Raw genomic sequence first — 23,969 nt, 5'->3', positions numbered from 1 at the left:
CATTCAGTTATGCGGAATGAGCGCGGTGATGTTCGCAGACGTCTGGGTGTCGGTAGCCTCGGTCTCGTCGAAGTAGCGGCGGAAGAGCATGCGCATCGATTCGATGACGTCGATGTGCTGCTGAAGAATCACGTCGAGAGAACGATCGGTGCCGGTGGCCAGGCGTCCGAATCTGGCTTGCAGATCCTGGGCGGACTTCAAGTCGCCCCATGGAGTGGCTATGTCGATGGAGAGAGCATCGCGTTGCATCCTCCCCAGATGAGCGAGATATGCAACGCAGGCTGCGTCGCACTTCGCGGCCACATCGCCGGGAATGGTGATCGTGCCCGCGTCGGCCTGGGCGTTGAGGCCTTGCCAATGAGCAAGAACGTTCTGCTGGAAATCGGCCATGGGTTAGGTGTCCTTGGGTTCGGTGTAGTTCAGCTGGGGAGTTCGGAACCGAGCGCCGCGATCAACGTGTTCAGCTCGGTGCACGGATCGTATTGCGGTGTATCGACAAGCACGTCCGAGTTGATCGTTGCCATGATCAGTTCTCTACCGGCCGTGTAGGCGACGCCGCAATTCAGTGATTTGCTCACGGAAACCTGCTCGAACTGAGTAGCGGCGTGAGTGCCCACCTGGACAGGGCGCAGTCCATCGAAACGACTGGTGTCGCTGATCCAGTCGATGGTTTGAAACCCCACGAAGATCCGCACGTAGTACTTGCTCGCCGGCGGCCGGTTCTCCCAGCCGCAGATCTTGAATCCGAATTGATCTCTGCCGAACACCCCCGACTCCTTGGTGGCCGTGTTCAATCCCGCCTGCTCGATGGCGTCGTCGGGGATGGTGCATGGATCCCAGGGCGTCGGTGCTGCGACGGCCGTGCTGGTTGTTGCGATGACTTCTGGGACCGCAGTACCATTTTGGCCCGTCGAACATGCGGTGAGCAGGAGCAGACCTACTGCGATTGCCGCCCATCGACTGTTTCGATGCATGTGCACTGTCCTTTCCCAAGACCCCATCTAAGGGTTGGACGCAACGGAGTCGGCGCTGGTTCCGTTCACCTGCTCCGGACTCGAGAGCTCCGGCTCGTAATCGAGCAACTCACGAGAACTTCAAAACCCGACCGGTCGGTCGAACTAGTGAGTCATCCCGCTGACAGATCCGCGTCGATTTGGCATGGTGGACGGATGCAGCGGCGCGTGGGCGAGAGTTGGTCCGCGGGACCGGTCTCAGGGGTAACCCCTGGGTACATATTGAGAATCGAGCACTGCGTCCGAAGCTGGTCTGCACGCTACGCGTGCTTGGCAGCTCCGAGGACGAAAGATTTCGGTCGCCGCGCGCCGCTGCATTTTCTCGCTCGAGACCCGTTGGAGCGATCGACGTGAACGACCGCGAACTGTCTCCGCGCGCCGCCGCAACCCTGGCTCGTTTGGCTGCAGACGCAGAGTGGACGCAATCGGGGCTCGAGGAGGCGTTCTCTCGGTTCATGCCGGCCAAGGCCTCGCGGTTGGCCGATCGAATCATCGACCTGTACCCGAGTCCGCCGTTCGACGAGGCGTCGATATTCGTTCTACTGCGGGATCTTCCGTTGATTACGCAGCCGTCGAAGTCGTCACAGCGATCGCCGATACGTGGCCGTGTCGTACCCTGGCGGTTCGAGGTGCCTCGCTACGAGACGACGGGCCAGCTCGCGCAATCACTGGATCTGACCATTTCCGAAATCGAGTGGTTTGCCGACCTGCAGGGGAGGCTGCGTACTGCGCCGTTCCCGTTGCAGCACTATCGATCTGCTCGTCTCGACAAACGTCAGGGCATTCGACTGCTGGAGGTGCCCAAACCGCGCCTGCGCGAGATTCAGCGAAAGATACTGCACCGCATCCTGGATCGAATTCCGCCACATCCCGCCGCGCACGGTTTTCGTAAAGGGCGCAGCCCCCGCACGTTCGCGACGCCCCACGCCGAGCGTGAGGTGGTGGTCTCGGTCGACTTACGTCGCTTTTTTCCGTCCATCGGGTTCGATCGCGTGGTTGCGATCTTCGAGGCCGTCGGCTACCGCAGAAAGGTCGCGGCCAATCTTGCCGCGCTGTGCACAACGGTCACCCCGGCCGGCGAATTGACGGGCATGGACCGCGCAACGGCGGCAAGGCTTCGCGCCACTCACTTGCCGCAGGGCGCACCGACGTCGCCCGCCTTGGCCAACCTGGCTGCCCGCCAACTCGATATTCGAGTTGCCGGGCTCGCCCGCACCATGGGTGCCCGCTACACCCGCTACGCCGATGACCTGGCGTTCTCCGGTTCGGCCGAGCTCGACGTCTACAAGTTGCTGTGGGTGCTGTCCCAGATTGTGCACGACGAGGGCTTCACGATTCATCCCGACAAAACCCGAGTACGGCGCGCGCATCAACGGCAACAGCTCACGGGGCTGGTGGTCAATGCGTGGCCCGCAGTTCCGCGAGAGGAGTACGACAACCTCCGCGCGTTACTGAACAACTGCATCGGTAGCGGTGCAGCCCAACAGAATCGGGACGATCTGACCGACTTCCGCGCCCATGTGTACGGACGTATCGCGCGGATCGGCGAGACCAGCGAGACACGTCGTCGGAAACTGCTCGAGATGGCAGCCCGGGTCGATTGGGAGGGATCCGGGTAGTCGGACTGGGTACACCGACGTTTTACGAAGGAGCCGCTATGAACGACCTGACCTTCACTATCGGGCACGAGGAACTGGTGATTCGCCAGCGGTGGGAAGTTGTCAGCATCATCAACGACATTCTCGTTGCGGTCTGGTTCATCGTCGGCAGCATCCTCTTCTTTCGGGAGAGCACGACGGTGATCGGTACGTGGTTCTTCCTGCTGGGGAGTATCGAACTGCTCATCCGTCCCGTGATTCGACTGGCGCGACGGGTGCATCTGACACGGATCGGTCGTGCACGAACCGCGTCCGAGAGCGACGACGACTTCTGACCACATCGCCGCACCCTGTTCGCTTTTGTTGACATTTGTTGCTATCTGGTGAATGTTGTGTGCATGGAATCAGGTCTGGTGATGGTGTGATGCTCGCCCATCAACGTCAGCAGAAGATTCTGGACCGGGTGCGGTCCGAGGGAGCCGTCACGGTGGCCGCGTTGGGCACTGCTCTGTCGGTGTCCGACATGACCATTCGACGAGACGTCAATGAACTGGTCGCCCAGGGCCTGGTCGAGCGAGTGCATGGCGGCATCACCGCGCCGAGTTCCGCGAGCGCGTTCGAGCCGGGCTTTCCGGTGAAGTCCGAGCAGAGCCGTGACGCCAAGGCCGCCATTGCCCGCGCCACCGCACGATTGATCCGGCCAGGAACGACCATCGGCATCTCCGGAGGTACGACGACACACGCGCTGGCGCGGGAACTGCTTCGTGTACCCGACATCACCGTGGTGACCAACTCCCTGCCCGTCGCCGACGTCCTTCATGCCGGCGGCAGAGCAGACCACACCGTGTTGCTCACCGGAGGCCAACGCACCCCGTCGTACGCACTCGTCGGCCCGTTGGCGGTCGGCGCGTTGCAGACGCTGCACGTCGACATTCTGTTTCTCGGCACGCATGGAGTGGATATCGATGCGGGCCTCACCTGCCCCAATCTGCTGGAGGCACAGACCAATCAGGCCTTCGTCGCCTCGGCTCGACGCGTCGCGGTCCTCGCTGATCACACCAAGTGGGGTGTTCGCGCCCTCGCAACCACCGCTGCGTTGTCGGAGGTGGATGTGATCGTCACCGATGTCGATGTGCCCGAACGTATTCGCGACGCGCTGACCGACATCGTCCATGACGTGGTCGTCGCAACCGGCCCCGCCGAACCCCGGCCGACCACCCAGGAAGCGAACAGTCGATGACCACGCAGGACACCACCCATCCCATGCGCAAGACCTCGACCACGTTGGCCGACGGTCGAGAATTGATCTATTACGACGACACAGAGCCCTACCTTTCCGGTGGTGCCACCCGGGAGCTCGTGGACTCACGGCCGCTGCCGCCGTCGATGTCGCTCTCGCAGATGAGATTCGACGTTCTCACCGGCGAGTGGATCGTCATGGCTGCCCAGCGAATGGACCGCACGTTCTTGCCTCCCGCCGACCTGTCCCCGTTGGCCCCCAGCCGTCCGGGCCGGCCGGCGACCGAGATTCCGGCCTCGGATTACGACGTCGTGGTGTTCGAGAACCGTTTCCCATCATTGGCGGGAAGTGCTGCAGAACAGACTCTTCCGGATGAGGTCGACGGTGAGCCGCTGTGGCCGCTGTTGTCGGGTACCGGTCGGTGCGAGGTCGTCTGTTTCGCCAGTGATCCCGACGCGTCTTTCGTCTCGCTGGAACTGTCGAGGGTCCGAACGATCATCGACGTGTGGGCAGACCGGACCACGGAGCTCTCGGCGATCGATGGAGTGAAACAGGTGTTCTGCTTCGAGAATCGTGGCAAGGAGATCGGTGTCACCTTGACGCACCCGCACGGCCAAATTTACGCCTACCCCTACCTTCCTCCTCGTACCGATGCTTTGATCAGGCAGTCGCGCAAGCACTTCGAGAACACTGGTCGAGTTCTGTTGGCCGATGTACTCGCCGCCGAATTGCGCTCGGGTCGACGGATAGTCGTGGATGTCGAGCATTGGGTGGCGTACGTCCCCGCGGCGTCACGGTGGCCGCTCGAGGTGCATCTTGCTCCGCGCCGCGACGTCGCAGATCTTGCCGAACTGAACGACGCGGAGCGCGACGAGCTGGCCGGCGTCTACCGCGCATTGCTGCGGGGCGTCGACGCATTCTTCGAGGGCGTGGACGAGGTGCCGTACATCTCGGCGTGGCATCAGGCTCCCGTCGGATCCGATCGAGAGCTGGGACGTCTTCACCTACAGCTGTTCTCGATGATGCGGTCACCGGGCCGGATGAAGTTTCTCGCCGGATCCGAGTCGGCAATGGGCGCATGGATCAACGACACGACTCCCGAGAGAATCGCAGACAGATTGCGTGAGGTGCTGGTGTGAACTGGTTGAGCGTCGTGTCCGAGCAGAGCCTCGCCGACGCTGCTTCGGAGCTGTTCGAGGCCGCGTTCGGCGGTGAACCGGACGGCGTCTGGTTGGCACCGGGGCGAGTCAACCTGATCGGCGAACACATCGACTACGCAGGTGGTCTGGTGCTGCCGTTCGCGCTGCCCTTCGCCACTGCAGTCGCTGTTCGGCGGCGCGAGGATGCCACGATGCGGGCGGTCTCCACGCACACGGACCGGACGTGGACGGGGCAACTCGGTGACATCGGACCGGGGAGTCCGTCGGGATGGGCCGCGTACGTGGCGGGCGTTGCCTGGGCGCTGCAGGATCACGGGATAGGCGGAGTCGATGTTGCCGTGCACTCCTCGGTACCGGTGGGCTCGGGCCTGTCGAGTTCGGCGGCCCTCGAGTGTTCGTTCGCCTTGGCCCTGAGCGATCTGTTCGATCTGAACGTCGATCGAAAGGTGCTGATCGACGCCAGCATTCGGGCCGAGAACGATGTGGCCGGCGCGTCGACCGGGGGAATGGATCAAGCCATCGCGATGCTTTCCGAACGAGGACACGCCCTGCTTCTGGACTGCCTCGACGGGTCGACCCGCCAGATCCCACTGGACGTCGCGTCGTCGGGTGCTCGCATCATGGTGATCGACACCAACGCTCCGCACCGTCTGGTCGACGGCCAGTACGGTGCCCGCCGGGCCGCCCTCGACCGGGCCTACCTGGAGCTGGGTGTGCCGACGCTGCGCGGACTCGACCCCGAGCGGGCGGTATCGGGGCTCGTCGATCAGGCTCTCGTTCCCCGAGTTCGTCACGTCACCAGCGAGATACGACGAGTCGAGCGGGCAGTAGCGTTGCTGGACGGCGGTGACATCGGTACCGAACTCGGCGACCTGATGACGGCGTCGCACGTCTCGCTTCGAGACGACTACGAGGTCAGTTCCCCCGAGCTGGACAGCGCTGTCGATGCTGCGCTGCGAGCCGGGGCATACGGGGCCCGTATGACGGGTGGGGGGTTCGGGGGTTCTGCCATTGCGTTGGTTCCGATAGCTCGGGTCGATGCAGTCGCTGAGGAAATCTATACGAGCGCACAGCAATCCGGGCTACCGGAACCGACTTTTCTATCCGCAGAACCATCGGGGCCCGCGCACCGATTTTGGTGAGTCGATTCAGCTCCGTACCTGAGCGGCCGCGAACGAGGCACCCTGCGTCGTAGAGCCGTTGGTGCCGTAGGTCAGGTGAGCGAAGGTGTTGAAGCCGCCGATCTGGCACACCGGGTCGCCGAAGTTGCAGAAGCTGTTGGTGCGTGAACCGTATGTGCTGCTGGCTGTTTCGATCTTCCTGCCGGTAAGCCCGAATGGGTTGCCGAACACCACAACGGCCTCGATACGGTCGGCGATCGCGGCCGGGATGACGGCACCGGTGAAGCTGCTGGGAGTGCGCAGACCGACTGCGTTGGTCACCACGGTCGCCCCCTGCGAGTAACCGCCGATCACGAATTTCGTCGACGGGCACGATGCCGCAACGGAATTGAGATGAGCCACGAGGTCGCGAGATCCGGGTCCCGCGCTGGCCTGGGTGAAGTCGGCGGCGTAGTTCACGGCGTACGTGCTGACCGAGCGATCCGAGAGTTGCGATTTGACGGTGCTCACAAAAGGAGTACCCGTGATGCCGAGGCCGGGAAGTTCCCCGGTGCCGCGAGCGAACGAGACGTCCACATCCGAACACGGCGCGGCCGACGCCACTCCGGTGGGAAGCGCCACTGCGGTGGCGGAGATAGTAAGTGCAGCAATGGAATAGGCGATCAGGCGTCTCTTCATGGCGAGTCCTTGTGCGTTCGGGGGAGGAGCATCGAAACGAACCATAACCGCTGCGACGTCGCATTCACAGGGTCGTTCAACATTTGATTACAGACGCCCGGTCGGTTATCGAGGCGGGTCCGGGAGGCCGTATCGGGATGTGTCGGGAATTCACTGCCAAGCCTGGTTTCTCAACGCCTGTTGCGCTACGGTGACCGCTGGGGTGCCGTAGACCTGGCGAATGGCCTGGTCCGAATTTTTCGTGACTATCAGGGAGCGCACTCGATCGATGCGACGACCGGCGAAATCGGTTGATCGGTGCGCGCAGAACGGGTCGAGCCACCGCACGGCGCGCGATACTTGACCCTCACACAGTGTGAGACGGCAGTCTCGGAGGGTCATGTTCAGTATCGGAGAGTTCGCATCGATCGGCCGGGTTTCGGTTCGCATGCTTCGGCATTACGACGAGATCGGGCTGTTGACGCCGGCACGGGTGGATCCGTTCACCGGATATCGGTCGTACGACGGTAGACAGTTCGAGGAGTTGGGCCGCATCCTGATGTTCAAGGACCTGGGATTTCGGCTCGACGAGGTGAAGCAGATCGTGCATGCGCAGGTCAGCGCCGACCGATTGCGTCGGATGCTCGTCGCCAAACGTGAAGACGTCGCCCATCGACTCGATCTCGACGCCGCCCGACTGCGTCGGATCGATGCGCGCCTCCGCGCCGTAGAGGGAGAAGATTCGATGATCATTGTGGACACCAAGTCGCTGCCGGCCACCCGCGTCGCCGTCGTCACCGAGAATGCTGCCGGTTACGGGCCACAGAACATCGGCCCGGTGATCGGTCCGATGTACGCCCGGCTCGCGTCGTCTCTGGCACGAGACGGAGTCGAATTCGGACCGTCGTCGATCGCCCTGTACGAGGCCGTCGACGACGGTGACGGCACCGGCATCACGGTGCATGCCGCGTTCGAGATCACCCCCGACGTTGATGCAGGCGAGGACTACGACGTCACCGAGCTACCCGCGATCGACCTCGCGCTGACGACCGTGCACCACGGCTCGATGGCGACGATCGGGGAAACCTGGGAGCAGTTCATGGCCTGGATCGACGCCAACGGTTACGAGCTCTCCGGCATCTGCCGCGAGTACTACCTGGTCTCCGAGCCTGCGCCGCAGGAGAACTGGGTGACGGAGCTGCAGCAGCCGGTCGTCCGGCGTCAGGACGCCTGAGCGAGCTCAACCAGCGCTGTGCACTGGCAGCCGCCGGTGATCTCCTCGCACTCGAGCACCAGGAAGTGGCGAACGTACTCGAGATCCACGCAATCGGGTTCCGTGCATTCCGCACTACCGACTGCGTGGATCACGAGCGTTCCGTGGCAGGTATCGACACTGGCGGACATGGGAACCCTTTCTGTAGTCGTGTACTTCCTTGATATCACCGGCTACCGACAAGTTCGGGAAGCAAAGGGCGTGTTCGACGCCTGAGCTGGGCGAACTCACATGGACCTGCGCGCCGAGGGTAGGGCTGGCCCTACCTCACCTCGTGGGTTCGCAGTGAGGACGCCCCGGCGACTGCCCACTTAGGCTCATCCGCATGAACCAGGCATTACCGATTCCCCTCAATCCGCTCAGAGCGTGGATTTCGCAGCAGTGGTGGTTGGCAATGGCGTCGCTGTTGGCGACGACGTTCGCCGGACTGGGCGGATGGCTGATCGTAGGTCTGCTCCTGCTCGCGGTGTTCGCGTTGCCGTTCGCCCTCAGCGGTGTGCTCGTCTTCGTGTTCACGATCGTGGTCCTTCGTTGGCTGGACATCGCGGCGCGAGCGGGCATCGACCTGACCAGTGGCATCGAGATCACGAAACCGGACACCATCGTCTATCCGACCAGTTGGCGAAAGTTGGTGTGGTGTGTTCGTGACGTCGGGCTGTGGAAGTCGCTCGTCTACTGGATCATTCGTATTCCGATCTCGGCTGCGCTGCTGTTCTTGCTGCCTGCGCTCTTCCTGGCGCTTCCGGTTCTGGCGGCCGCCCCGGTCGCGTGGTTGGTCACCGATCCCGAGGGCACCGGGTTGGAGATAGCCGAACGAGTGGACTTTCCGCTGGTTGCGGTGATCGGAGTGGCAGCTCTGGTAGTCCTGGTTGCAGGCGTTCCGCCACTGACGACCCTGATTGCCAAGCTCGATTGGTGGAGCGCTGCAGCACTTCTCGGGCAGTCGGAGTCGAGCAAGCGGGTGAACGAGCTGACCATGAGCCGTGCTCGCGTCGTCGACGCCGCCGATGCCGAGCGGCGACGCATCGAACGGGACCTGCACGACGGTGCCCAGCAACGGCTGGTCTCGGTGGCAATGTCAGTGGGACAAGCGAAGTCTCGCGCGTCGGCTACGGACGACGTGGTCTTGAAGGGTTTGCTCGACGATGCACATCGGGAGGCGAAGAACGCGATCGGTGAGATCCGAACGTTGACGCGCGGACTGCATCCCCCGATCCTGACCGATCGCGGACTCGACGCAGCGCTGTCGTCGGTCGCGGCGTTGTCGACAGTTCCGGTGACGATCGACATCGACCCGGCCCTCACCGGCGAGCGACGTCTGAACGCCACCGCCGAGTCGACGGTGTACTTCGTGGTGTCCGAGGCCTTGACCAATGTCGGCAAGCACGCCCACGCCGGAAACGTGCAGGTCGATGTCGCTCGCGGCGAGTCCTCCGTCGCCGTCACCGTGGTCGACGACGGTTGCGGCGGTGCGCATTTCGAGCCCGGCGGCGGATTGGCCGGATTGGCCGACAGGCTCAGCGGAATCGACGGAACCCTGACGGTGACTTCGCCGTCGGGCGGCCCGACACGAGTGGAGGTGACCATCCCGTGCGAGTGATCATTGCCGACGACTCGGTACTGCTACGTGAGGGTGTTGCGCGTTTGTTGGTCGACTCCGGTGCCGAGGTGATCGGAAAAGTTGGTGACGCGGCGCAGCTGTTGACGCTGATGTCGTCCACCGAGCCGCTGCCCGACGTCTGCGTCATCGACGTGCGGATGCCTCCGACATTTCTCGACGAGGGTCTGCGAGCGGCACTGGTCATTCGTGAGCGTTGGCCCGATGTCGGAGTACTGGTGCTCTCGCAGTACGTGGAGGAAAGGTATGCGGCAGAACTGATTCGGCAGAGCACGGACGGCGTAGGATATCTGCTGAAGGATCGCGTCGCCGATGTGGACGAATTCTCCGACGCGGTGAAAACGGTCGCCGACGGCGGAACCGTCATCGATCCAGAAGTTGTGCAACAGATTTTGGCGCGCGCACCACGATCGGATCCACTCGACTCGCTGACACCGCGAGAGCGAGATGTGCTGACGGCGATGGCCGAAGGTAAGTCCAATGCCGGCATCGCCTCCACTCTGGTCGTAGGCCAAGCAGCCGTCGAGAAGCACATCGGAAACATCTTCGCCAAACTCGGATTGCTCGGCGACAGTGCGGATCACCGCCGGGTCATGGCAGTCCTACGATACCTGGGAGCTATTCGATGAATCGAATTCCATTGTTGCGCTACACGTTGGCGATCACCACAGCGGCCGTCGTGGTCGGTGCGGCCGGAGCAGGCACCACTGCGGCGATCGCGCTCGGTTTCTCCGTTCCGAAGACTCAGAACTACGACTACTCGGTAGATCACGCGATCGACGGCTCGCAGCTGACTGTGACGACCGGGTTCGCGCACCTGAAGTTCGTGCCCAGTCCCGATGATTCGCTGCATGTTCGAGCGCACGGGATCTACCGAGGGGACGCCCCCACGGTCGACGTCGGTGCGGACGGGTCGAGCGTGGCTGTGGAATGTTCCTACGGCAGGTACAAGACGTGTGACGCCGACGTCGAATTGCAGATACCCGCAGGCCTGACCCTCGCGGTGAACGGTGCGGGCGGTGATGTCGTGCTGTCGGATGTCGGTGCAGACGTATCCGTCTCGACAGCGTCGGGATCGGTGTTCGCTCGTGGATCGGCGGGAGCCATCCGGGTCGACACACGGTTCGGTGACGTGAAGATCAGTGATGCAACTGCGTCCATCGTGGATGTGAGCACGACGTTCGGCGAGATCAGCGTCGAATCGCGTACTGCACCGGAATCGGTCAAGGCGCGCAACGTGATCGGCGACACGACGATCGGGCTTCCGCCCGCCGACTTCTATGCCGTCGACGCGGCATCCGACAAAGGCGACGTCGTCGTCGACGTGATCAACGACCCCAGATCGCCGAAGACGGTCTCCGCCACCAGCGAGGAAGGGCAGATCACGGTGCGGGCACGTCAGTGACTGCGCCGCCACGCACTGAACGACCGGACCGAGGATGTGGTGGGACGCGTCAGCCAGGGCCATGGATGCAATTCGACCGGGGCGATGGCGTCGGCGATGCGAGAGAAGCCGGGAACAGGTGCCCAGGTGGCGGCCAGAGACCGTCCGGAAAGTTCCTCCGATACTCGGCCGCGACGTACCTCCAACGGCCGGGTCGACGCGATCTCGCCGAGAGTCTCGGCGAGAAACACCAGTCGCTTTCCGGACAGCCGCAGCTTGTGGAGGAGCGGTTCGTCGAACACGAAGACGGCGGGTCGCTCGAGATTCGCAGCCATGGCGGGGTCTGTGGTGCCGAGCGATTCGGCGGTCAGCCAGACCTGTTCTGCACCATCACCTTCCATGCTCGCAGGGCCCGCGGGTACCGGTGCCTTGTTGAGATCGGGTCCGTCGACTGCCGGTCCGAGATCATCGTCGGGCCAATTCTCGATGGGGCAGGCGTCTTTCAGCGCGCAGTTGCGGCACAGGGATGGTGCGCGCTTGTTCACCTGCCACCGACTGAAGCCGTACACCTTGCCGCTTCCGGTACCGACCGTCCATTGCCAACCCAGTCGATTGGCCGCCCGTGAGCCGTCGAGCAAGTGGGTGAACATCTCGTCCTCGCCGTCGCGCCATGTCGCGCCGGCACGCACAGCCCATTGGGACGCCAGCCACATGCGTGTTTGGTTGACGAGCCAACCGTCACTGTGCAATTCGCCCACCACCGTGGACATGCAGTTCATCTCGTCGGGCCAGGGTTCGGAAGTCCAATTGTGCGGTCGTGGTTGTTCACGACGAAGGGATCTCCCCAGATCGGTTCCGACGCGGGCATAGAGGTGGCGGGCGTATTCCTGCCACATGAGTTCGTCCCGGTACCGCGTGCGATCGCGCGCCGGGGCGTCCGCTACGGCGTCCCACACCTCACGGAGAGTGAGCAGACCGTGCCGGATGTACGGCGACATTCGACTGGCTCCACGACGATTCGCAGGAAGGACAGTGCTGCGGTCGCGGGCGTAGCCGGTGATGTACAAGCTCGCCAGCGCGGCATCGGCCGCCGATTGTCCGCCGCGAATGCCACCCGGAGCTAGGTCGTCCGGCCGCTCGAGCGTCAGGTCGCCCAGATGCTCGGCAACCCAGGAAACGACGTCGTCGGTGGTGAAGCCGTCGGCGATCGACGGGGGAGCGGGGAGCTGGGACATGCACCCGGACTTCCCCGTCGGCACGAAAGAGAAACGCCGAGATCAGGGACGTGGCAGGCGACGGTGGAGCGGGTTCGACGTCGTCGGGCTAGCCGCCCGCCCTTGCCGTGGGATGGAGGTGACTACCGTCGGTGAGTCGGCGGTGGCCCGCGAGGCGTCGTGTGCCTTCATCGCAGCGCTGTTCCCCCTGCCGAGGGCAGGAGACGAAATTCGGCGTGCAGCGCTCTCGCCGCACTCCGGGCACGTCACCTGGGAGGGGACATCGGCCATGGAGAATCTCTGCTCAACGGGTTCGCAACGCTGTGTGCAGCGAAAGCTGTAGGTGGGCACGCACACGAGGGTAGCGCGAGGTGTCGTGTCAGTGGCGTTCCGGCGCAACGTCATACAACATTTACACGTCATACTGGGCCGAATACACCACGACGGTGCAATGATCGAGGCAGGAGAATCCGCGCAACCGGAGGTGCCTCGTGCCCGAACTGCTGTTTCCGCTCGACTCGACGAAGAGTTTCACCGAACAGGAGATCGTCGGTCACAACCGATGGCATCCCGATATCCCGGCGGCGGTTAGGGTCAAACCCGGCACGTCCTTTCGAGCTCATTGTCGCGAATGGTTCGACGGGGCCATCCGCAACGACGACTCCGCCGAGGACATTCTGAATGCGCCGCTCAACAACGTGCACACGTTGTCCGGGCCGTTCCATATCGAGGGAGCCGAGCCCGGGGACCTGCTGATCGTCGATATCCTCGACGTCGGTCCGATCCCGCAGGAAGATTCGGGCCCACTGGCCGGTCAGGGCTGGGGATACACGGGGATCTTCGCCAAGCAGAACGGCGGCGGATTCCTCACTGATCGATTCCCCGACGCGTACAAGGCGATCTGGGACTTTTCCGGCCAGACCACCACATCTCGCCACGTTCCGCAGGTGAAGTACACCGGCATCACTCATCCCGGCCTGATGGGGACCGCGCCGTCGGCTGCACTGCTGGCCAAGTGGAACGCCCGTGAAGGTGCGCTGATTGCCACGGATCCTCAGCGTGTTCCGCCGCTGGCTTTAGCACCCGAACTCGACGGGGCAATTCTGGGATCGTTGAGCGACGACGAGTTCTCGCGTGTCGCAGGCGAAGCCGCACGTACGGCACCGCCACGAGAGAACGGTGGCAATCAGGACATCAAGAATCTCACCAAGGGCACTCGCGTCTTCTATCCGGTGTTCGTACCAGGGGCGAAGTTGTCGTTCGGCGACTTGCACTTCTCGCAGGGTGACGGCGAGATCACCTTCTGTGGTGCCATCGAAATGGGCGGTTTCATGGACCTGCACGTCGACCTGATCAAGGGCGGCATGGACACGTACGGGGTCAGTGAAAACGCGATCTTCATGCCCGGAAACACCGCACCCCAGTACTCGGAATGGATTGCCTTCTCGGGCATTTCGGTCACCGTCGACGGCGAGCAGAAGTATCTGGACTCCGACCTGTCCTACCAAAACGCCTGCATGCATGCGATCGACTACCTCACCAAATTCGGATACAGCCCCGAGCAGGCGTACCTGCTGCTGGGCTCGGCCCCGATCGAGGGACGCCTGTCCGGAGTGGTCGACATCCCCAACTCCTGTGCCACCGTGTACATCCCCACCGCAATCTTCGATTTCCCGATAGCGCCTTCGGCAAGCGGTCCGTTCCAAATCGACCCGGGAATGGGAGCGCCGAGGGCGCAGTTCTGACGTTGCGTCGGTTGTCGAGATTTGTTGGCGGGGGCTAATCGGTCTCGTCGTAGGCTGCAGTGATGATCTGGTCGACGCGGACCGGCGACGAATCGATATCTGTGAGCGCGAGAAGGTCCGCAACGGCATCCCTGCTGCCCCCGATATAGGCACAGGGGAAGTCGAAGTGCTGCGCTAAACGCCACGCGTGGTCGTTGGGCCAACACAGATTCGGTGACAACCCACCGAGGGTGTCCGTTGCACGTGAGACCGGCCCCCTCAGCAGGAAGTAGTCGTAGCCGGCGATGTTCGTGGTCGGTGCCGAATCGCGAATGTAGTCGAGTGCGGTGTTGCCTTCCCAGACGGCGAACCAGCAGTCATTGGGTGTTGTCGTATTTCGAGTGAGTACTTCGATGGTGGACATCAGCTGAACATGCCAGGCTGCAACGGGTTTCGCCGGCGTTGTACGGTGTGGCATGCCGTTGCGAGCGGGATACGCGATGCGGGCATAGGCGTCGAACACAGTGGGAACCAGCGAGCCCACTGTGTTTGTGGCGACGCCGTCGAGGTTGTAGTCCACCCACTCGGCTTCCGAGACATCCTGTTGCAGATCAGTGTTCGACCACTTCGCGCGTGCGGCGTTCAATGGCTGTACCAGGGTTGTGGACGGTCAGGATCGTCGATGACCGTGTCGACTCGACGGTCGGCAAGAACATCGTTGATTGCTGCTGAACTGGCACCGATGGTGGCGAAGTGGGGATCGATGTCGTTGGCGATGCACCAGGCTCGGTCGGCGGGCCAGACGAACGAGGGGATCGGCAGACCCTCGGGACCAGGGGGATCGAGTGCCTGCTCCCAGCGCAGTAGGTCCAGGGCAGGTCCCCGGAACAAGAATGCTTCCCGTTCCGGGAGGTGGATTCGCGCGGCACCGTGCACCTCGAGACCACCCCACCCCTCCCACACGCAAAAGTAGCAGTCCGCTGGTGTCGTTGTGTGTTTGGCCAGCGTCGCAACGACCATCGCCAATTGGTCTGTCTCCGAACGCTCGTCGTACGGAATGTCGGCCTCGCCCTCACGCTGATCCGCGTGCGTCGGATCCGGGATGAACCGGAGACGCGCGTAGCTCTCGTACCCCAGTGGACCTCTGGTGGCGAGGTCCCACCAATCTCGATCAGCGTGGACGAGCCAGTCGGCGGCAGTGGGATCGCTGGATGGTCGCGCGGTCATGGTGCGCCCTTTCTGGGTCGATACCGGGCTTGCGCTAGTGCGACGTTACCGATCCATGAGGTGGACCGGGACTACCGGAGCTGGCCCTACGAAGTGGTGCCCGTCGTCACCGCGGCCTGAGGCGACAGAGTTGGATAAGAACGTGTGTTCGAAAACTTGTCGGTGGGTCGCGGTAGATTCTGTTCATGCTTTCGGGGGACGGCGGATCAGGGGCGGACGGCATCGAAACGGTGCCGCCTGCCCCCGTCGTGTCCGACCCCGAACTGTCGGTGCTGGTGGACCGTGTCGAGTCCGCGGTCGCCGAGTTGGCGGGGCAGGCGTCGGTGGCATGGTCGAATGCCGACCGGCGTGCGGTGATCCAACGCATGGAAACTGTGTCGCGCTCTGTGGCTGCGTATTCGCACACCTGGCTCAACGAACTGATCGCACAGCACGGCCTCGATGTCTATCCGGGTTCGGTGCCGTGCTCGGTGGCGTGGATGCTGCGGATAACCCCACGAGCGGCCGGGGCGCGGGTGCGTCTGGCCGCGGAGTTGGGTGATCGCACCGCACTGTCCGGCGAAGTGCTGCCTCCGTTGTTGCCGCACACCGCTGCAGCGGTGCGGGCAGGGTTGCTCGATGCCCAGCACGTGCAGATGATCCGCGAATTCTTCAAGCATCTGCCGTCGACTGTGGATCCGCAAACCCGCGATCGCGCCGAACAGCAGTTGGTCGGTCTCGCCTCGACGAGGCGGCCCGACGACTTCGCACCGTTGGTCGCGCATCTGGACTCGATCCTCGATCCCGACGGCGACTTCGACGAGGACGAAGACGAGGACAAGGACGCGAAGCCGAGGCCACGGAAACGGGATGCGTTCTTCTACCTCGGTGAGCAGGGTTCCGACGGGATGTCCGAAGGGAAGTTCTGCGTCGACTCGGAGCTACGGGCCTACCTCGAAGCCCTGTTCTCGAAAGCCGCGAAGCCGGGAGTGAACAACCCTGCCGACCCGACATCGATCGTCCACGAGGATGAGACCACCGGCGACGAGGACGGCGGCGGGGACGGCGGCGGGGACAGGGACGACGGCGAGGACGGCAGTGCGGCTACGCCAAAGCCCGGGCCGATGCCCGACGAGGCAGGATCCGGCGATGCTGGATCGGGTGACGAGTACCTGTGGGATGGGACCGACGGCAACGGTGCCGACTTCTACGGTGACGACGACCGCAGTGGAGACGACCGCAGTGGCGACGGCCGCGGTGAGGGTGAGTGCACCGACAGCAGCGACTGTGGTTGCGGCACAACGCCACACAGCACGCCCAACACCAACGACGATGCCGGCTCCGACAGCACTGCTGAACCCGGCGGCCACGCCGACGCCGACGCATCGGACACCGCTGCTCGTGATGCTGCCGCCGCGCGGGATCTACGCACCCAGAACGAACGCCGTCATGATGCCCTGAAGATGGCGCTCCGGCACACCCTCGCCTCCGGCACCCTCGGCACCCACCGCGGGCTGCCCGTCACCGCCATCGTCACCATGAGTTCGAAAGACCTCGAATCAGGTTGCGGCTACGCCATGACCGCCACCGGATCCCGCGTCTCGATCCGCGACGCCATCCGCATGGCTTCGCACGCCCACCACTACCTCACCATCTTCGACGACAACGGCAGAGCCCTCTACCTCGGCCGATCCAAACGCATCGCCTCCGCCGACCAACGCATCGTCCTCATCGCCCGCGACCGCGGCTGCAGCTTCCCCTCCTGCACCCGACCCGCAACCTGGTGCCAAGCGCACCACCTCGACGACTGGGTCGAGGGCGGACCCACCGACATCGACTCCCTCACCTTCGGATGCGACATGCACCACGCACTCGTCGGCACCGGCCCCGGAAAGTGGGCCACCACCAAAACCACAGCAGGACATCGCTATCCGGGCCGAACCCTGTGGCATCCACCAACAGGGATGGACCCCACACGCCGTGGGCTGATCAATCACGCACACCACCCCGAGGAGGTGCTCTACCCACCCGACCACCACTGCGACAACACCCGCGACACCGGCGACGAAGAACCACGACAACCCGCCTGACGACCCACACAAGCGTCAGGGCACAGCTCTGTCTGTTGTCAGTACATCGCGACCGACCGCACCGGCGTGCGCGAAAAATAGGAGGGCTCCCGAGTCGGCGCCCGCGTACGGTGACCCCATGATGGTTCTCGCCAGCAGGACTGCGGAGTTGTCGCCGCCGGTCTTCTTCGTCTGGAAGGCACTGATGCGCCCAGATGTGCATCCGAAGAATCAAGGGTTCGCCTGGCCGGTGATGTTCGAGGGTGCCGCTCTGCCGCGCATCGTCGAGAGTAGTGAGTTCGACCGCGTGGTGTGGAGCTCGCCGTGGCCGAGTCTTCCCGACATCCTGGTGCAGTTCGATCTGACCGCAGCAACCCGACTGCGCTGGACGCTGTTGGCCCACACACCCGCCCCCAACCCGCAGACGGTTGAATGGCTCCGCGACCAGGTAAGCCATCTGATCAACATCGACCTACGCAATGCGACTGGACACTGAACTCTCAGCTGTTGCCGCCGTTCACCCCATACGGATAGCGCTTCCCGACTGCGAACCACAGGATCGGGCCGACGATGGGCAGGATCAGTGTCACCACTACCCATGCCAGCTTGATGAGCCAGTTGGAGCCTGTGTCACGGACGATCGACACGAGAGCAATGCCGAAGAGAGCCAATGCAATCGCGCCGCCGGCAGAAGTCATGGTCGCACCTTATGCCTGCGTCGTGGCTAGTCTTGCCCTGAGGTGAAAGGAGTCGGAAGACCATGGATGCTGACGGTAACCCGGCTCTGCCGTTATGGTTCGATCTCGCATGGATGGCTGGGATCGTGTTGTGGCTGCTACTCGTCGGTGTCGCATGGGTGTCGATACTTCGGAGCAATCAGGCTCGTCGGGGATCCGCGTTCTGGTGGTGTCTGCTCGTGTTGCTGATGCCCATCTCAGGCGCACTGATATGGTTCGTCGCTCGCCCGCGTAAGCCCGATACAGATCAACGGTTGAGTTCGTAGCGGGCCAGCCACAGTCCCGGCAACACCTCTTGATTCTGGCTGTGCACGAAGCCGAGTGACTCGTACAGCCGTCGCGCCGGCGCATTGTCGCGTCCCGTTGCGACTCGCAGTCGCTGTCCTGCAATTGAATTCAGTATCGACTCGATCAACGCTCGACCGATGCCCTGGCGATGTGCGTGTGGAGCCACCACCAGACGGTCGATCTCGGAACCGGACCACGCAGCGGCACCGAGGATTTCGTCCAGATCACGCGCGACGAGCCAGTGGACCTGTGCTGCACACAGATCGTCCACCGACTCGTGCAGTAGTGGGATGCGGTCATCGCCGATGAGCTCGGCCTCGACAGCGTACGCACTCTTCTGTACGGCCAGGATTTTCTCGGCCGACAACCGATCCGTCGACGGATCGACCTGCGCTATCTCAATACCGGCCACCAGCGGGCTCGGGCAACGTGTCGAGTGCGGCGAGGTGCTCGGAGCTCAACGTGAGCGAGGCGGCACCGGCGTTCTCGTCCAGACGTGAAGTGCGGCGAGTGCCGGGAATCGGCACCACGTGCTCTCCCTGCGACAGCACCCATGCCAGGGCCACCTGCGCAGGCGTCGCACCGAGCTCGTCGGCGATGGCCGCGATGGCGTCGACGATGACGAGGTTCGCATCGAGGTTGTCGTGACTGAAACGCGGCAGTCGAGAGCGGAAATCATCTGCAGCGGGAGCGGTTCCGCGGAAGTTTCCCGTCAGAAACCCTCGGCCCAGCGGCGAGAACGGCACAAAGGCGGCACCGTTGTCCTTCGTCCATGTCAACGAGGTTGCCAGGTGGTCGCGTGTCCACAACGACAACTCCGACTGCACAGCAGATATCGGATGCACCCGCTGAGCCCGATCGAGCTGCTCGACGGTGAACTCCGAAACACCCAGTGCGCGAACCTTTCCGGCCTGCACGGCCTCGGCCATCGCGCCGATGCTGTCTTCGACGTCGACCTCGGGATCGGGACGGTGCAGGTAATACAGATCGATGTGGTCGACGCCCAACCGTCGGAGCGAATCGTCGATGGCAGACCGCAGATGCTCGGGCTTGCCGTTGGGGCCGGAAATGACCGGCTCTCCGGCGTCGCCGATGTGGGAGGTCAATCCGCCCTTGGTTGCGAGCACCACCTCGTCGCGTCGACTGCCGATGGCTGCGCCGACGACTTCCTCGTTGGTGAACGGTCCGTACACATCGGCGGTGTCGATGAAGTTCACACCCAGGTCCAAGGCGTGCCCGATGACGCGATCGGGGGACTCCGTTTGGTCGTCTGCCTTGTATGCCCAGGTCATTCCCATGCAGCCCAAGCCGATGGCACCCACCTCGGGGCCGTCGTTCCAGAGTGTGCGGGCGGGAGTGGAGCCTGCGGAACGACCAAGGGGTGGCCAGAATACTGTGCGTTCGCTCATGTACTCGACCATAGAGAAGTAAAAGCGTTGTCGCTTGGACTCACCGGGCGACTAGCATCGCCGCATGGCACTCCCGCACTCGAAGGTGTATTTCGGCGACAGACTGGTGGACGCGCAGGACGCGACACTCGGAGTCGCGACCTCGGCCGTCCTCTACGGCCTGAGTGTTTACACCGTGTTTCCGGTGCAGGTGGACGGAGATCGGCGCACCGCATTTCGGTTACTCGATCACTACCAGCGACTCGTCGAGTCCTGCAAGATCATCGGTATCGACACGTTCGCGTCACAGTGGAGTTTCGAGCGGTTCGTACAGGCGACACGCGACGTGATCGCCGCCAACGTCCCGACCGACGAGGTGTACGTGCGGGCAACCGTCCACGTCGACGAGTCCATTCCCGGAACACGGGTCCGTGGCCTGCACACGACAGTGTCGATCTTCCTCTATGACGCCAATCCCATTGTGCCGCAAAACGGTATGAGGTTGAAGACCAGTGTGTGGCGTCGCATCCCCGACTATGCGATCCCGTCGCGCGCGAAGGTCAACGGAGCATACGTCAATTCCGTTCTGGCGAAACAGGATGCGATCGACAGCGGTTTCGACGACTGCATTTTCCTCGACATCAACGGACACGTCTGCGAGCTCAGTGCCGCCAACATCTTCCTCGTCCGAAACGGAGTGCTCATCACGCCTGACGTCACCAGCGACATTCTCGATGGCATCAACCGTCGAACCATCCTGACCCTTGCGCGCGAAGAAGGAATGACGGTTCAGGAACGCACCGTCGACCTCACCGAGCTGTACATCGCCGACGAGGTCTTCGTGTGTGGCACGTCGGCCGGGGTTGCCCCGGTATACGAAATCGACGGCCGCGCAATAGGAACCAAGGAAACCGGACCGACGACGCTCACTCTGCGGAAGCGTCACCAGGCTGCACTCACGAGCGACGAAGTGCACGGCTGGGTGAGTGTGCTGTAGCCGCTAGGCGGGGCAGGTCGACTCGAGTCCGGCAATGAGCGCGGCGCTGGCGTACTGGAACAGGGGATCGGTTGCGGGGTCAGGTGCCGCGGAGGTCCACGACAGTGCGACTTGGCGCTCCCCGTCCGGACTCGCGAACGCGAGAGTGCTGTAGCCGAAGCCGTTGCCGCGCTGACCGAATACCAGTTCCCCGGAACCGGGATTGCAGGCATCGCCGCCGAGCAGCAGTCCGAGTCCATACGCGGACGGCGTGAGGACCTGCATCTCGTCGATCAGATTCTGCGGGATGAGCATGCCGTCGAACAGCGCTCTGAAGAAGGTGTTCAGATCGCCGACCGTGGACACCACAGCAGCACCCGAGGACCAGATACTCGCGTCGTATTCGGTGACGTCGGTGTAGATCCCGTTCTCCAGCACGTAGCCGTGCAGTGCATCGCCGGCGATATCGGCGTCGGTGGGGTAAGTGGTGTCGGTCATCTGCAGAGGTTCGAAGATCCTGTCCTGCAACGACTGTCCGACGGGCTTCCCATCGAGATCGGCCACGATCCGCCCGAGTAGAACGTAGTTGGTGTTCGAGTAGCTGAACTCCTGGCCCGGTTCACTTCTCCACGGCATGGCCGATGCCTTCGAGATCAGCTCATCGTCGGAGACGGAATCATCGGCGCGAGAAGCGATCTGCTGCGCCGTATCGAGTCCGGTGAGGTAGTCGGGTATTCCGCTCGTATGGTCGAGCAGTTGTCGGACGGTGACGGACTTGGACAGCAGGCCCGGAAGGAGTTCGTCGACCCGCTGATCGAGCTGTAGTTTTCCCTCGTCGACGAGCTGCAGCACCACCGCCGCGACCATCGACTTGGTGACGCTTGCAATGCGCACCGGATCATCGGCACCCGCCGGCTCGGTGCCATCACGCTCGACGAGTCCTGCCGCTCCCGACCAGGAATCCTCGCCGTCGCGCACCTGCGCGACGGCGGCGATGGACCCTGCATCGACCAGGGCGTCCAGAGCCGCCTGGACGTCGTCGGTCCTGATGCTCCCACTCGACGTCGTCGTAGAGGTCGTCTGCACGGCTGAGGGCTCGTCGGACGACGTGCATCCACTGACCAGCAAGGACGTCGAGACGGTGAGGGCGGCGAGGACTCGGAGCTTGCTCATGGATTCGACACTAACGTCCCGAAACGGACAATTTCAGTGTCAAATGTCAGTGATTCGCGATGCCCGTCACTTCGCGCTCGAATTCAACAGAACCTCGGCCGCAGTCTTTGCTGCAGAGGCGGATTCGGCCAGTTCGGTGATGGCGGCGGTGGTTTGAGCACCCTCGGCGAGCAGAGCGATCTGCAGACCGACGGTCGGCTCGCATCCGTCTTCGACGGCCAAGGCGGTGACGTACTCGATGAAACGTTTCTTGTGCTGATGCGCGGCGTCGGCGACCTCGGGCATGGTTGCGCCCAGTTCGCCGAAGGAGTTGATGAACGCGCACCCGCGAAAGTCGTCCTCTCGGAACCATCGATCCAGGAAGTCGAAGATGGACAACAGCTTTCCGCGCGGCGTGTCGTGTCGGTCCGCCTCGGCGCGGATCCCGTCGTTCCACTGGGCAGTGCGGCCACGGAGGACCTCGGCCACGATGGCCGTCTTGGACGGAAACAGTGTGTACATGCGTTTGAGGGAGATTCCCGCTGCGGTGCGCAGCTCATCCATGCCGACGGCCTGGATGCCGCGCGCATAGAACAGTTCGTCCGCGGCGTTCACCACCTGTGCCCGTCCGATTTCCGTACTGGTCATCGCTTACCCCTTGCAGAGAGAACCAACGTTCTCTACAGTAGTCCACACACGGAGAGAACGACCGTTCTCCCGTTCGATGCTCAGGACGCAGGAAGGCAGGATCATGGCGTACATCAACGTCGGAACCGAGAACTCCACCCCCGTCGAGGTCTACTACGAGGATCACGGCTCAGGCCAGCCGGTCGTGCTCATCCACGGCTACCCGCTCGACGGCAACTCCTGGGAGCGCCAGTCGCGTGCGCTGCTCGATGCCGGCTACCGCGTCATCACGTACGACCGCCGTGGATTCGGGCAGTCGAGCAAGCCCACCGTCGGCTACGACTACGACACCTTCGCTGCAGACCTGGACAAGGTGCTCACCGAGCTCGACCTGAACGACGTCATCCTCGTCGGATTCTCCATGGGCACAGGAGAACTGGCTCGGTATGCCGCGAAGTACGGCACCGATCGCGTCGCCAAGTTCGCGTTTCTCGCCTCGCTCGAGCCGTTCCTGCTACAGACCGACGACAACCCCACCGGCGTTCCGCAGTCGGTGTTCGACGGCATCGAGACCGCAGCGCGCGAGGATCGTTTCACCTGGTTCGAGAACTTCTACAAGGACTTCTACAACCTCGACGAGAACCTCGGCAGCCGCATCAGCGAGGCCACCGTGCGCGCCAGCTGGAACACCGCCACCACCAGCGCGCCCGTCGCGGCCTATGCCGTCGTGCCCACCTGGCTCGAAGACTTTCGCGGAGACGTCGAGAAGGTCCGCGCATCGGGCAAGCCGACGCTGATCCTGCACGGCACGGCCGACAACATCCTGCCGATCGACTCCACCGGCCGCCCGTTCCACGAGGCGTTCCCGGAGGCAACGTACGTCGAGGTCGACGGCGCACCCCACGGGCTGCTGTGGACACACTTCCAGGAAGTGAACGACGCGCTTCTCGCATTCGTGAAGTAGCACCGACGTCGTACAAGACGCAACAGAAAGGGACGGCACCGCGGCCGTCCCTTTCGCGTCGGATCAGACCGCGACCACTCCATCGTGATCGCTGTAGACGATCTCGCCGGGGGTGAAGGTGACGCCGCCGAAGGTCACCGGCACGTTCTTCTCGCCTGATCCCGTCTGCGTGCTCTTGCGTGGGTTCGTCCCCAATGCCTTGACGCCGATGTCGAGGGTGCGCAGAATCGCCGAGTCCCGCACAGCGCCGTTGACGATGACGCCTGCCCAGCCGTTGTCGACACCCCGCCCGGCGATGATGTCGCCGACCAGCGCGGTGTAAATGCTGGCGTCGCCGTCGACCACGAGAACGCCGCCGTTGCCGGGCTCGCTCAACGTCTGCTTGACCAGCAAGTTGTCCTGGAAGCAGCGGATGGTGGTGATGGGTCCGGCGAACTCGGTGTGCTTGCCGAACTGGATGAACTGGGTGTCGCAGCTGCGGATGTCGGGACCGATCTCGTCGGCCAGATCAGCGGTTGCTTTGAATTCCACAGGTGAAGTCATGCGCAGAAGACTAACGT

Annotated in this window: 29 protein-coding genes; 15 read left to right on the top strand and 14 right to left on the bottom strand. The window is 63.2% G+C overall.

Going from position 1 to position 23,969, the window contains the following annotated elements; all coding sequences use genetic code 11:
* Positions 1-3 precede the first annotated feature (3 nt).
* Both CH278_RS05035 and CH278_RS05030 read right to left on the bottom strand, forming a co-directional pair.
* Complete coding sequence (locus CH278_RS05035; protein WP_027494908.1) at positions 4-390, bottom strand: hypothetical protein; 387 nt, start codon at positions 388-390, stop codon at positions 4-6.
* Between the two features lie 29 nt (positions 391-419).
* On the bottom strand, positions 420-974 hold the full coding sequence (locus CH278_RS05030; RefSeq protein ID WP_256991935.1) for a DUF3558 domain-containing protein: 555 nt from the start codon (positions 972-974) through the stop codon (positions 420-422).
* Positions 975-1,363: 389 nt separating this feature from the next.
* Here CH278_RS05030 and CH278_RS05025 point away from each other — a divergent pair, with 389 nt between their 5' ends.
* From CH278_RS05025 to galK, 5 genes are all read left to right on the top strand, one after another.
* Complete coding sequence (locus tag CH278_RS05025; RefSeq protein WP_256991936.1) at positions 1,364-2,632, top strand: reverse transcriptase family protein; 1,269 nt, start codon at positions 1,364-1,366, stop codon at positions 2,630-2,632.
* Between the two features lie 38 nt (positions 2,633-2,670).
* Positions 2,671-2,946: a YrhK family protein gene (locus CH278_RS05020; protein ID WP_027494905.1), complete on the top strand. Its 276-nt coding sequence runs from the start codon at positions 2,671-2,673 to the stop codon at positions 2,944-2,946.
* Positions 2,947-3,035: 89 nt separating this feature from the next.
* The gene (locus CH278_RS05015) at positions 3,036-3,851 is read left to right on the top strand and encodes a DeoR/GlpR family DNA-binding transcription regulator (RefSeq protein WP_032367561.1); all 816 of its coding nucleotides are present in this window, start codon (positions 3,036-3,038) and stop codon (positions 3,849-3,851) included.
* Between the two features lie 23 nt (positions 3,852-3,874).
* The gene (galT, locus tag CH278_RS05010) at positions 3,875-4,990 is read left to right on the top strand and encodes a galactose-1-phosphate uridylyltransferase (protein WP_094621341.1); all 1,116 of its coding nucleotides are present in this window, start codon (positions 3,875-3,877) and stop codon (positions 4,988-4,990) included.
* Positions 4,987-6,153: a galactokinase gene (gene galK / locus CH278_RS05005; protein ID WP_094621315.1), complete on the top strand. Its 1,167-nt coding sequence runs from the start codon at positions 4,987-4,989 to the stop codon at positions 6,151-6,153. Before galT ends, galK begins: the two co-directional genes overlap by 4 nt.
* A 6-nt stretch (positions 6,154-6,159) precedes the next feature.
* Here galK and CH278_RS05000 read toward each other — a convergent pair whose 3' ends face one another.
* Positions 6,160-6,810, bottom strand: coding sequence for a cutinase family protein (locus CH278_RS05000; RefSeq protein WP_057473124.1), 651 nt, complete (start codon positions 6,808-6,810; stop codon positions 6,160-6,162).
* Positions 6,811-7,189: 379 nt separating this feature from the next.
* Here CH278_RS05000 and CH278_RS04990 point away from each other — a divergent pair, with 379 nt between their 5' ends.
* Positions 7,190-8,023: a MerR family transcriptional regulator gene (locus CH278_RS04990; protein ID WP_032374602.1), complete on the top strand. Its 834-nt coding sequence runs from the start codon at positions 7,190-7,192 to the stop codon at positions 8,021-8,023.
* Here CH278_RS04990 and CH278_RS04985 read toward each other — a convergent pair.
* Entirely contained in the window at positions 8,011-8,193 is a 183-nt protein-coding gene (locus tag CH278_RS04985) for a hypothetical protein (protein ID WP_027494898.1), read from the bottom strand. The genes CH278_RS04990 and CH278_RS04985 overlap by 13 nt on opposite strands.
* A gap of 194 nt (positions 8,194-8,387) precedes the next feature.
* On the opposite strand from CH278_RS04985, the gene CH278_RS27760 reads away from it, so the two are divergent.
* Genes CH278_RS27760 through CH278_RS04970 form a run of 3 tightly spaced genes read left to right on the top strand, consistent with a single transcriptional unit; the run spans position 8,388 to position 11,085 of the window.
* Complete coding sequence (locus CH278_RS27760; RefSeq protein WP_218828676.1) at positions 8,388-9,662, top strand: sensor histidine kinase; 1,275 nt, start codon at positions 8,388-8,390, stop codon at positions 9,660-9,662.
* Positions 9,653-10,309, top strand: a complete 657-nt coding sequence (locus tag CH278_RS04975; protein ID WP_027494897.1) for a response regulator — start codon at positions 9,653-9,655, stop codon at positions 10,307-10,309. Before CH278_RS27760 ends, CH278_RS04975 begins: the two co-directional genes overlap by 10 nt.
* Positions 10,306-11,085, top strand: a complete 780-nt coding sequence (locus tag CH278_RS04970) for a DUF4097 family beta strand repeat-containing protein (protein WP_027494896.1) — start codon at positions 10,306-10,308, stop codon at positions 11,083-11,085. The genes CH278_RS04975 and CH278_RS04970 overlap by 4 nt, the downstream gene beginning before the upstream one ends.
* Here the strand turns inward: CH278_RS04970 and CH278_RS04965 are convergent.
* Entirely contained in the window at positions 11,079-12,299 is a 1,221-nt protein-coding gene (locus CH278_RS04965) for an FAD-binding domain-containing protein (protein ID WP_094621313.1), read from the bottom strand. The genes CH278_RS04970 and CH278_RS04965 overlap by 7 nt on opposite strands.
* A gap of 42 nt (positions 12,300-12,341) precedes the next feature.
* Positions 12,342-12,683 (bottom strand): FmdB family zinc ribbon protein, encoded by a 342-nt coding sequence (locus tag CH278_RS04960; protein WP_080733347.1) that lies wholly within the window; start codon positions 12,681-12,683, stop codon positions 12,342-12,344.
* Between the two features lie 86 nt (positions 12,684-12,769).
* On the opposite strand from CH278_RS04960, the gene fmdA reads away from it, so the two are divergent.
* A complete protein-coding gene (gene fmdA / locus CH278_RS04955) occupies positions 12,770-14,023 on the top strand; it encodes a formamidase (protein ID WP_094621312.1) in 1,254 nt (417 codons plus the stop codon).
* Positions 14,024-14,057: 34 nt separating this feature from the next.
* Here the strand turns inward: fmdA and CH278_RS04950 are convergent, their stop codons facing one another.
* Positions 14,058-14,648 (bottom strand): hypothetical protein, encoded by a 591-nt coding sequence (locus CH278_RS04950; RefSeq protein WP_094621311.1) that lies wholly within the window; start codon positions 14,646-14,648, stop codon positions 14,058-14,060.
* Entirely contained in the window at positions 14,645-15,229 is a 585-nt protein-coding gene (locus CH278_RS04945; protein WP_094621310.1) for a hypothetical protein, read from the bottom strand. The genes CH278_RS04950 and CH278_RS04945 overlap by 4 nt, the downstream gene beginning before the upstream one ends.
* Positions 15,230-15,414: 185 nt before the next feature.
* Between CH278_RS04945 and CH278_RS04940 the strand changes: the two genes are divergently transcribed.
* Together CH278_RS04940 and CH278_RS04935 are read left to right on the top strand one after the other, a co-directional pair.
* The gene (locus tag CH278_RS04940) at positions 15,415-17,298 is read left to right on the top strand and encodes an HNH endonuclease signature motif containing protein (protein WP_094621309.1); all 1,884 of its coding nucleotides are present in this window, start codon (positions 15,415-15,417) and stop codon (positions 17,296-17,298) included.
* Between the two features lie 118 nt (positions 17,299-17,416).
* On the top strand, positions 17,417-17,773 hold the full coding sequence (locus tag CH278_RS04935) for a hypothetical protein (protein WP_052056619.1): 357 nt from the start codon (positions 17,417-17,419) through the stop codon (positions 17,771-17,773).
* A 4-nt stretch (positions 17,774-17,777) separates the two neighbouring features.
* Here CH278_RS04935 and CH278_RS04930 read toward each other — a convergent pair whose 3' ends face one another.
* On the bottom strand, positions 17,778-17,975 hold the full coding sequence (locus CH278_RS04930; RefSeq protein ID WP_032366706.1) for a PLD nuclease N-terminal domain-containing protein: 198 nt from the start codon (positions 17,973-17,975) through the stop codon (positions 17,778-17,780).
* Positions 17,976-18,037: 62 nt separating this feature from the next.
* Here CH278_RS04930 and CH278_RS28195 point away from each other — a divergent pair, with 62 nt between their 5' ends.
* Positions 18,038-18,280, top strand: coding sequence for a PLDc N-terminal domain-containing protein (locus CH278_RS28195; RefSeq protein ID WP_032366707.1), 243 nt, complete (start codon positions 18,038-18,040; stop codon positions 18,278-18,280).
* Here the strand turns inward: CH278_RS28195 and CH278_RS04920 are convergent.
* Complete coding sequence (locus CH278_RS04920) at positions 18,262-18,714, bottom strand: GNAT family N-acetyltransferase (protein ID WP_052068987.1); 453 nt, start codon at positions 18,712-18,714, stop codon at positions 18,262-18,264. The two genes, CH278_RS28195 and CH278_RS04920, sit on opposite strands and share 19 nt — an antisense overlap.
* Entirely contained in the window at positions 18,701-19,711 is a 1,011-nt protein-coding gene (locus CH278_RS04915; protein ID WP_094621338.1) for an aldo/keto reductase, read from the bottom strand. The genes CH278_RS04920 and CH278_RS04915 overlap by 14 nt, the downstream gene beginning before the upstream one ends.
* A gap of 64 nt (positions 19,712-19,775) precedes the next feature.
* Here CH278_RS04915 and CH278_RS04910 point away from each other — a divergent pair, with 64 nt between their 5' ends.
* Positions 19,776-20,687, top strand: a complete 912-nt coding sequence (locus tag CH278_RS04910) for an aminotransferase class IV (protein WP_179274333.1) — start codon at positions 19,776-19,778, stop codon at positions 20,685-20,687.
* Between the two features lie 3 nt (positions 20,688-20,690).
* Here the strand turns inward: CH278_RS04910 and CH278_RS04905 are convergent, their stop codons facing one another.
* Complete coding sequence (locus CH278_RS04905) at positions 20,691-21,839, bottom strand: serine hydrolase domain-containing protein (protein WP_094621308.1); 1,149 nt, start codon at positions 21,837-21,839, stop codon at positions 20,691-20,693.
* Between the two features lie 66 nt (positions 21,840-21,905).
* Complete coding sequence (locus tag CH278_RS04900; protein WP_032366709.1) at positions 21,906-22,466, bottom strand: TetR/AcrR family transcriptional regulator; 561 nt, start codon at positions 22,464-22,466, stop codon at positions 21,906-21,908.
* 103 nt (positions 22,467-22,569) lie between these two features.
* Here CH278_RS04900 and CH278_RS04895 point away from each other — a divergent pair, with 103 nt between their 5' ends.
* The gene (locus CH278_RS04895; RefSeq protein ID WP_027494883.1) at positions 22,570-23,409 is read left to right on the top strand and encodes an alpha/beta fold hydrolase; all 840 of its coding nucleotides are present in this window, start codon (positions 22,570-22,572) and stop codon (positions 23,407-23,409) included.
* A gap of 63 nt (positions 23,410-23,472) precedes the next feature.
* Here CH278_RS04895 and rraA read toward each other — a convergent pair whose 3' ends face one another.
* Entirely contained in the window at positions 23,473-23,952 is a 480-nt protein-coding gene (gene rraA, locus CH278_RS04890; RefSeq protein ID WP_032388775.1) for a ribonuclease E activity regulator RraA, read from the bottom strand.
* Between the last annotated feature and the right edge of the window lie 17 nt (positions 23,953-23,969).

It is taken from the genome of Rhodococcus sp. 05-2254-5, assembly GCF_002258575.1.
Classification (GTDB): domain Bacteria; phylum Actinomycetota; class Actinomycetes; order Mycobacteriales; family Mycobacteriaceae; genus Rhodococcoides; species Rhodococcoides fascians.
Note: the sequence above shows the minus strand (reverse complement) of the source record. Positions and strands in the feature narration are given on the sequence as shown.

Coding starts and splice junctions, on each gene's coding strand:
- CH278_RS04945 (WP_094621310.1), bottom strand. CDS start 15,229: ATGACCGCGCGACCATCCAGCGATCCCACTGCCGCCGACTGGCTCGTC.
- CH278_RS05035 (WP_027494908.1), bottom strand. CDS start 390: ATGGCCGATTTCCAGCAGAACGTTCTTGCTCATTGGCAAGGCCTCAAC.
- CH278_RS04985 (WP_027494898.1), bottom strand. CDS start 8,193: ATGTCCGCCAGTGTCGATACCTGCCACGGAACGCTCGTGATCCACGCA.
- CH278_RS04900 (WP_032366709.1), bottom strand. CDS start 22,466: ATGACCAGTACGGAAATCGGACGGGCACAGGTGGTGAACGCCGCGGAC.
- CH278_RS04895 (WP_027494883.1), top strand. CDS start 22,570: ATGGCGTACATCAACGTCGGAACCGAGAACTCCACCCCCGTCGAGGTC.
- CH278_RS04910 (WP_179274333.1), top strand. CDS start 19,776: ATGGCACTCCCGCACTCGAAGGTGTATTTCGGCGACAGACTGGTGGAC.
- CH278_RS04970 (WP_027494896.1), top strand. CDS start 10,306: ATGAATCGAATTCCATTGTTGCGCTACACGTTGGCGATCACCACAGCG.
- CH278_RS05000 (WP_057473124.1), bottom strand. CDS start 6,810: ATGAAGAGACGCCTGATCGCCTATTCCATTGCTGCACTTACTATCTCC.
- CH278_RS04965 (WP_094621313.1), bottom strand. CDS start 12,299: ATGTCCCAGCTCCCCGCTCCCCCGTCGATCGCCGACGGCTTCACCACC.
- CH278_RS05015 (WP_032367561.1), top strand. CDS start 3,036: ATGCTCGCCCATCAACGTCAGCAGAAGATTCTGGACCGGGTGCGGTCC.
- CH278_RS27760 (WP_218828676.1), top strand. CDS start 8,388: ATGAACCAGGCATTACCGATTCCCCTCAATCCGCTCAGAGCGTGGATT.
- rraA (WP_032388775.1), bottom strand. CDS start 23,952: ATGACTTCACCTGTGGAATTCAAAGCAACCGCTGATCTGGCCGACGAG.
- galT (WP_094621341.1), top strand. CDS start 3,875: ATGCGCAAGACCTCGACCACGTTGGCCGACGGTCGAGAATTGATCTAT.
- CH278_RS05030 (WP_256991935.1), bottom strand. CDS start 974: ATGCATCGAAACAGTCGATGGGCGGCAATCGCAGTAGGTCTGCTCCTG.
- CH278_RS04930 (WP_032366706.1), bottom strand. CDS start 17,975: ATGACTTCTGCCGGCGGCGCGATTGCATTGGCTCTCTTCGGCATTGCT.
- CH278_RS05020 (WP_027494905.1), top strand. CDS start 2,671: ATGAACGACCTGACCTTCACTATCGGGCACGAGGAACTGGTGATTCGC.
- CH278_RS04915 (WP_094621338.1), bottom strand. CDS start 19,711: ATGAGCGAACGCACAGTATTCTGGCCACCCCTTGGTCGTTCCGCAGGC.
- CH278_RS28195 (WP_032366707.1), top strand. CDS start 18,038: ATGGATGCTGACGGTAACCCGGCTCTGCCGTTATGGTTCGATCTCGCA.
- CH278_RS04905 (WP_094621308.1), bottom strand. CDS start 21,839: ATGAGCAAGCTCCGAGTCCTCGCCGCCCTCACCGTCTCGACGTCCTTG.
- CH278_RS04940 (WP_094621309.1), top strand. CDS start 15,415: ATGCTTTCGGGGGACGGCGGATCAGGGGCGGACGGCATCGAAACGGTG.
- CH278_RS04935 (WP_052056619.1), top strand. CDS start 17,417: ATGATGGTTCTCGCCAGCAGGACTGCGGAGTTGTCGCCGCCGGTCTTC.
- CH278_RS04990 (WP_032374602.1), top strand. CDS start 7,190: ATGTTCAGTATCGGAGAGTTCGCATCGATCGGCCGGGTTTCGGTTCGC.
- CH278_RS04960 (WP_080733347.1), bottom strand. CDS start 12,683: ATGACGTTGCGCCGGAACGCCACTGACACGACACCTCGCGCTACCCTC.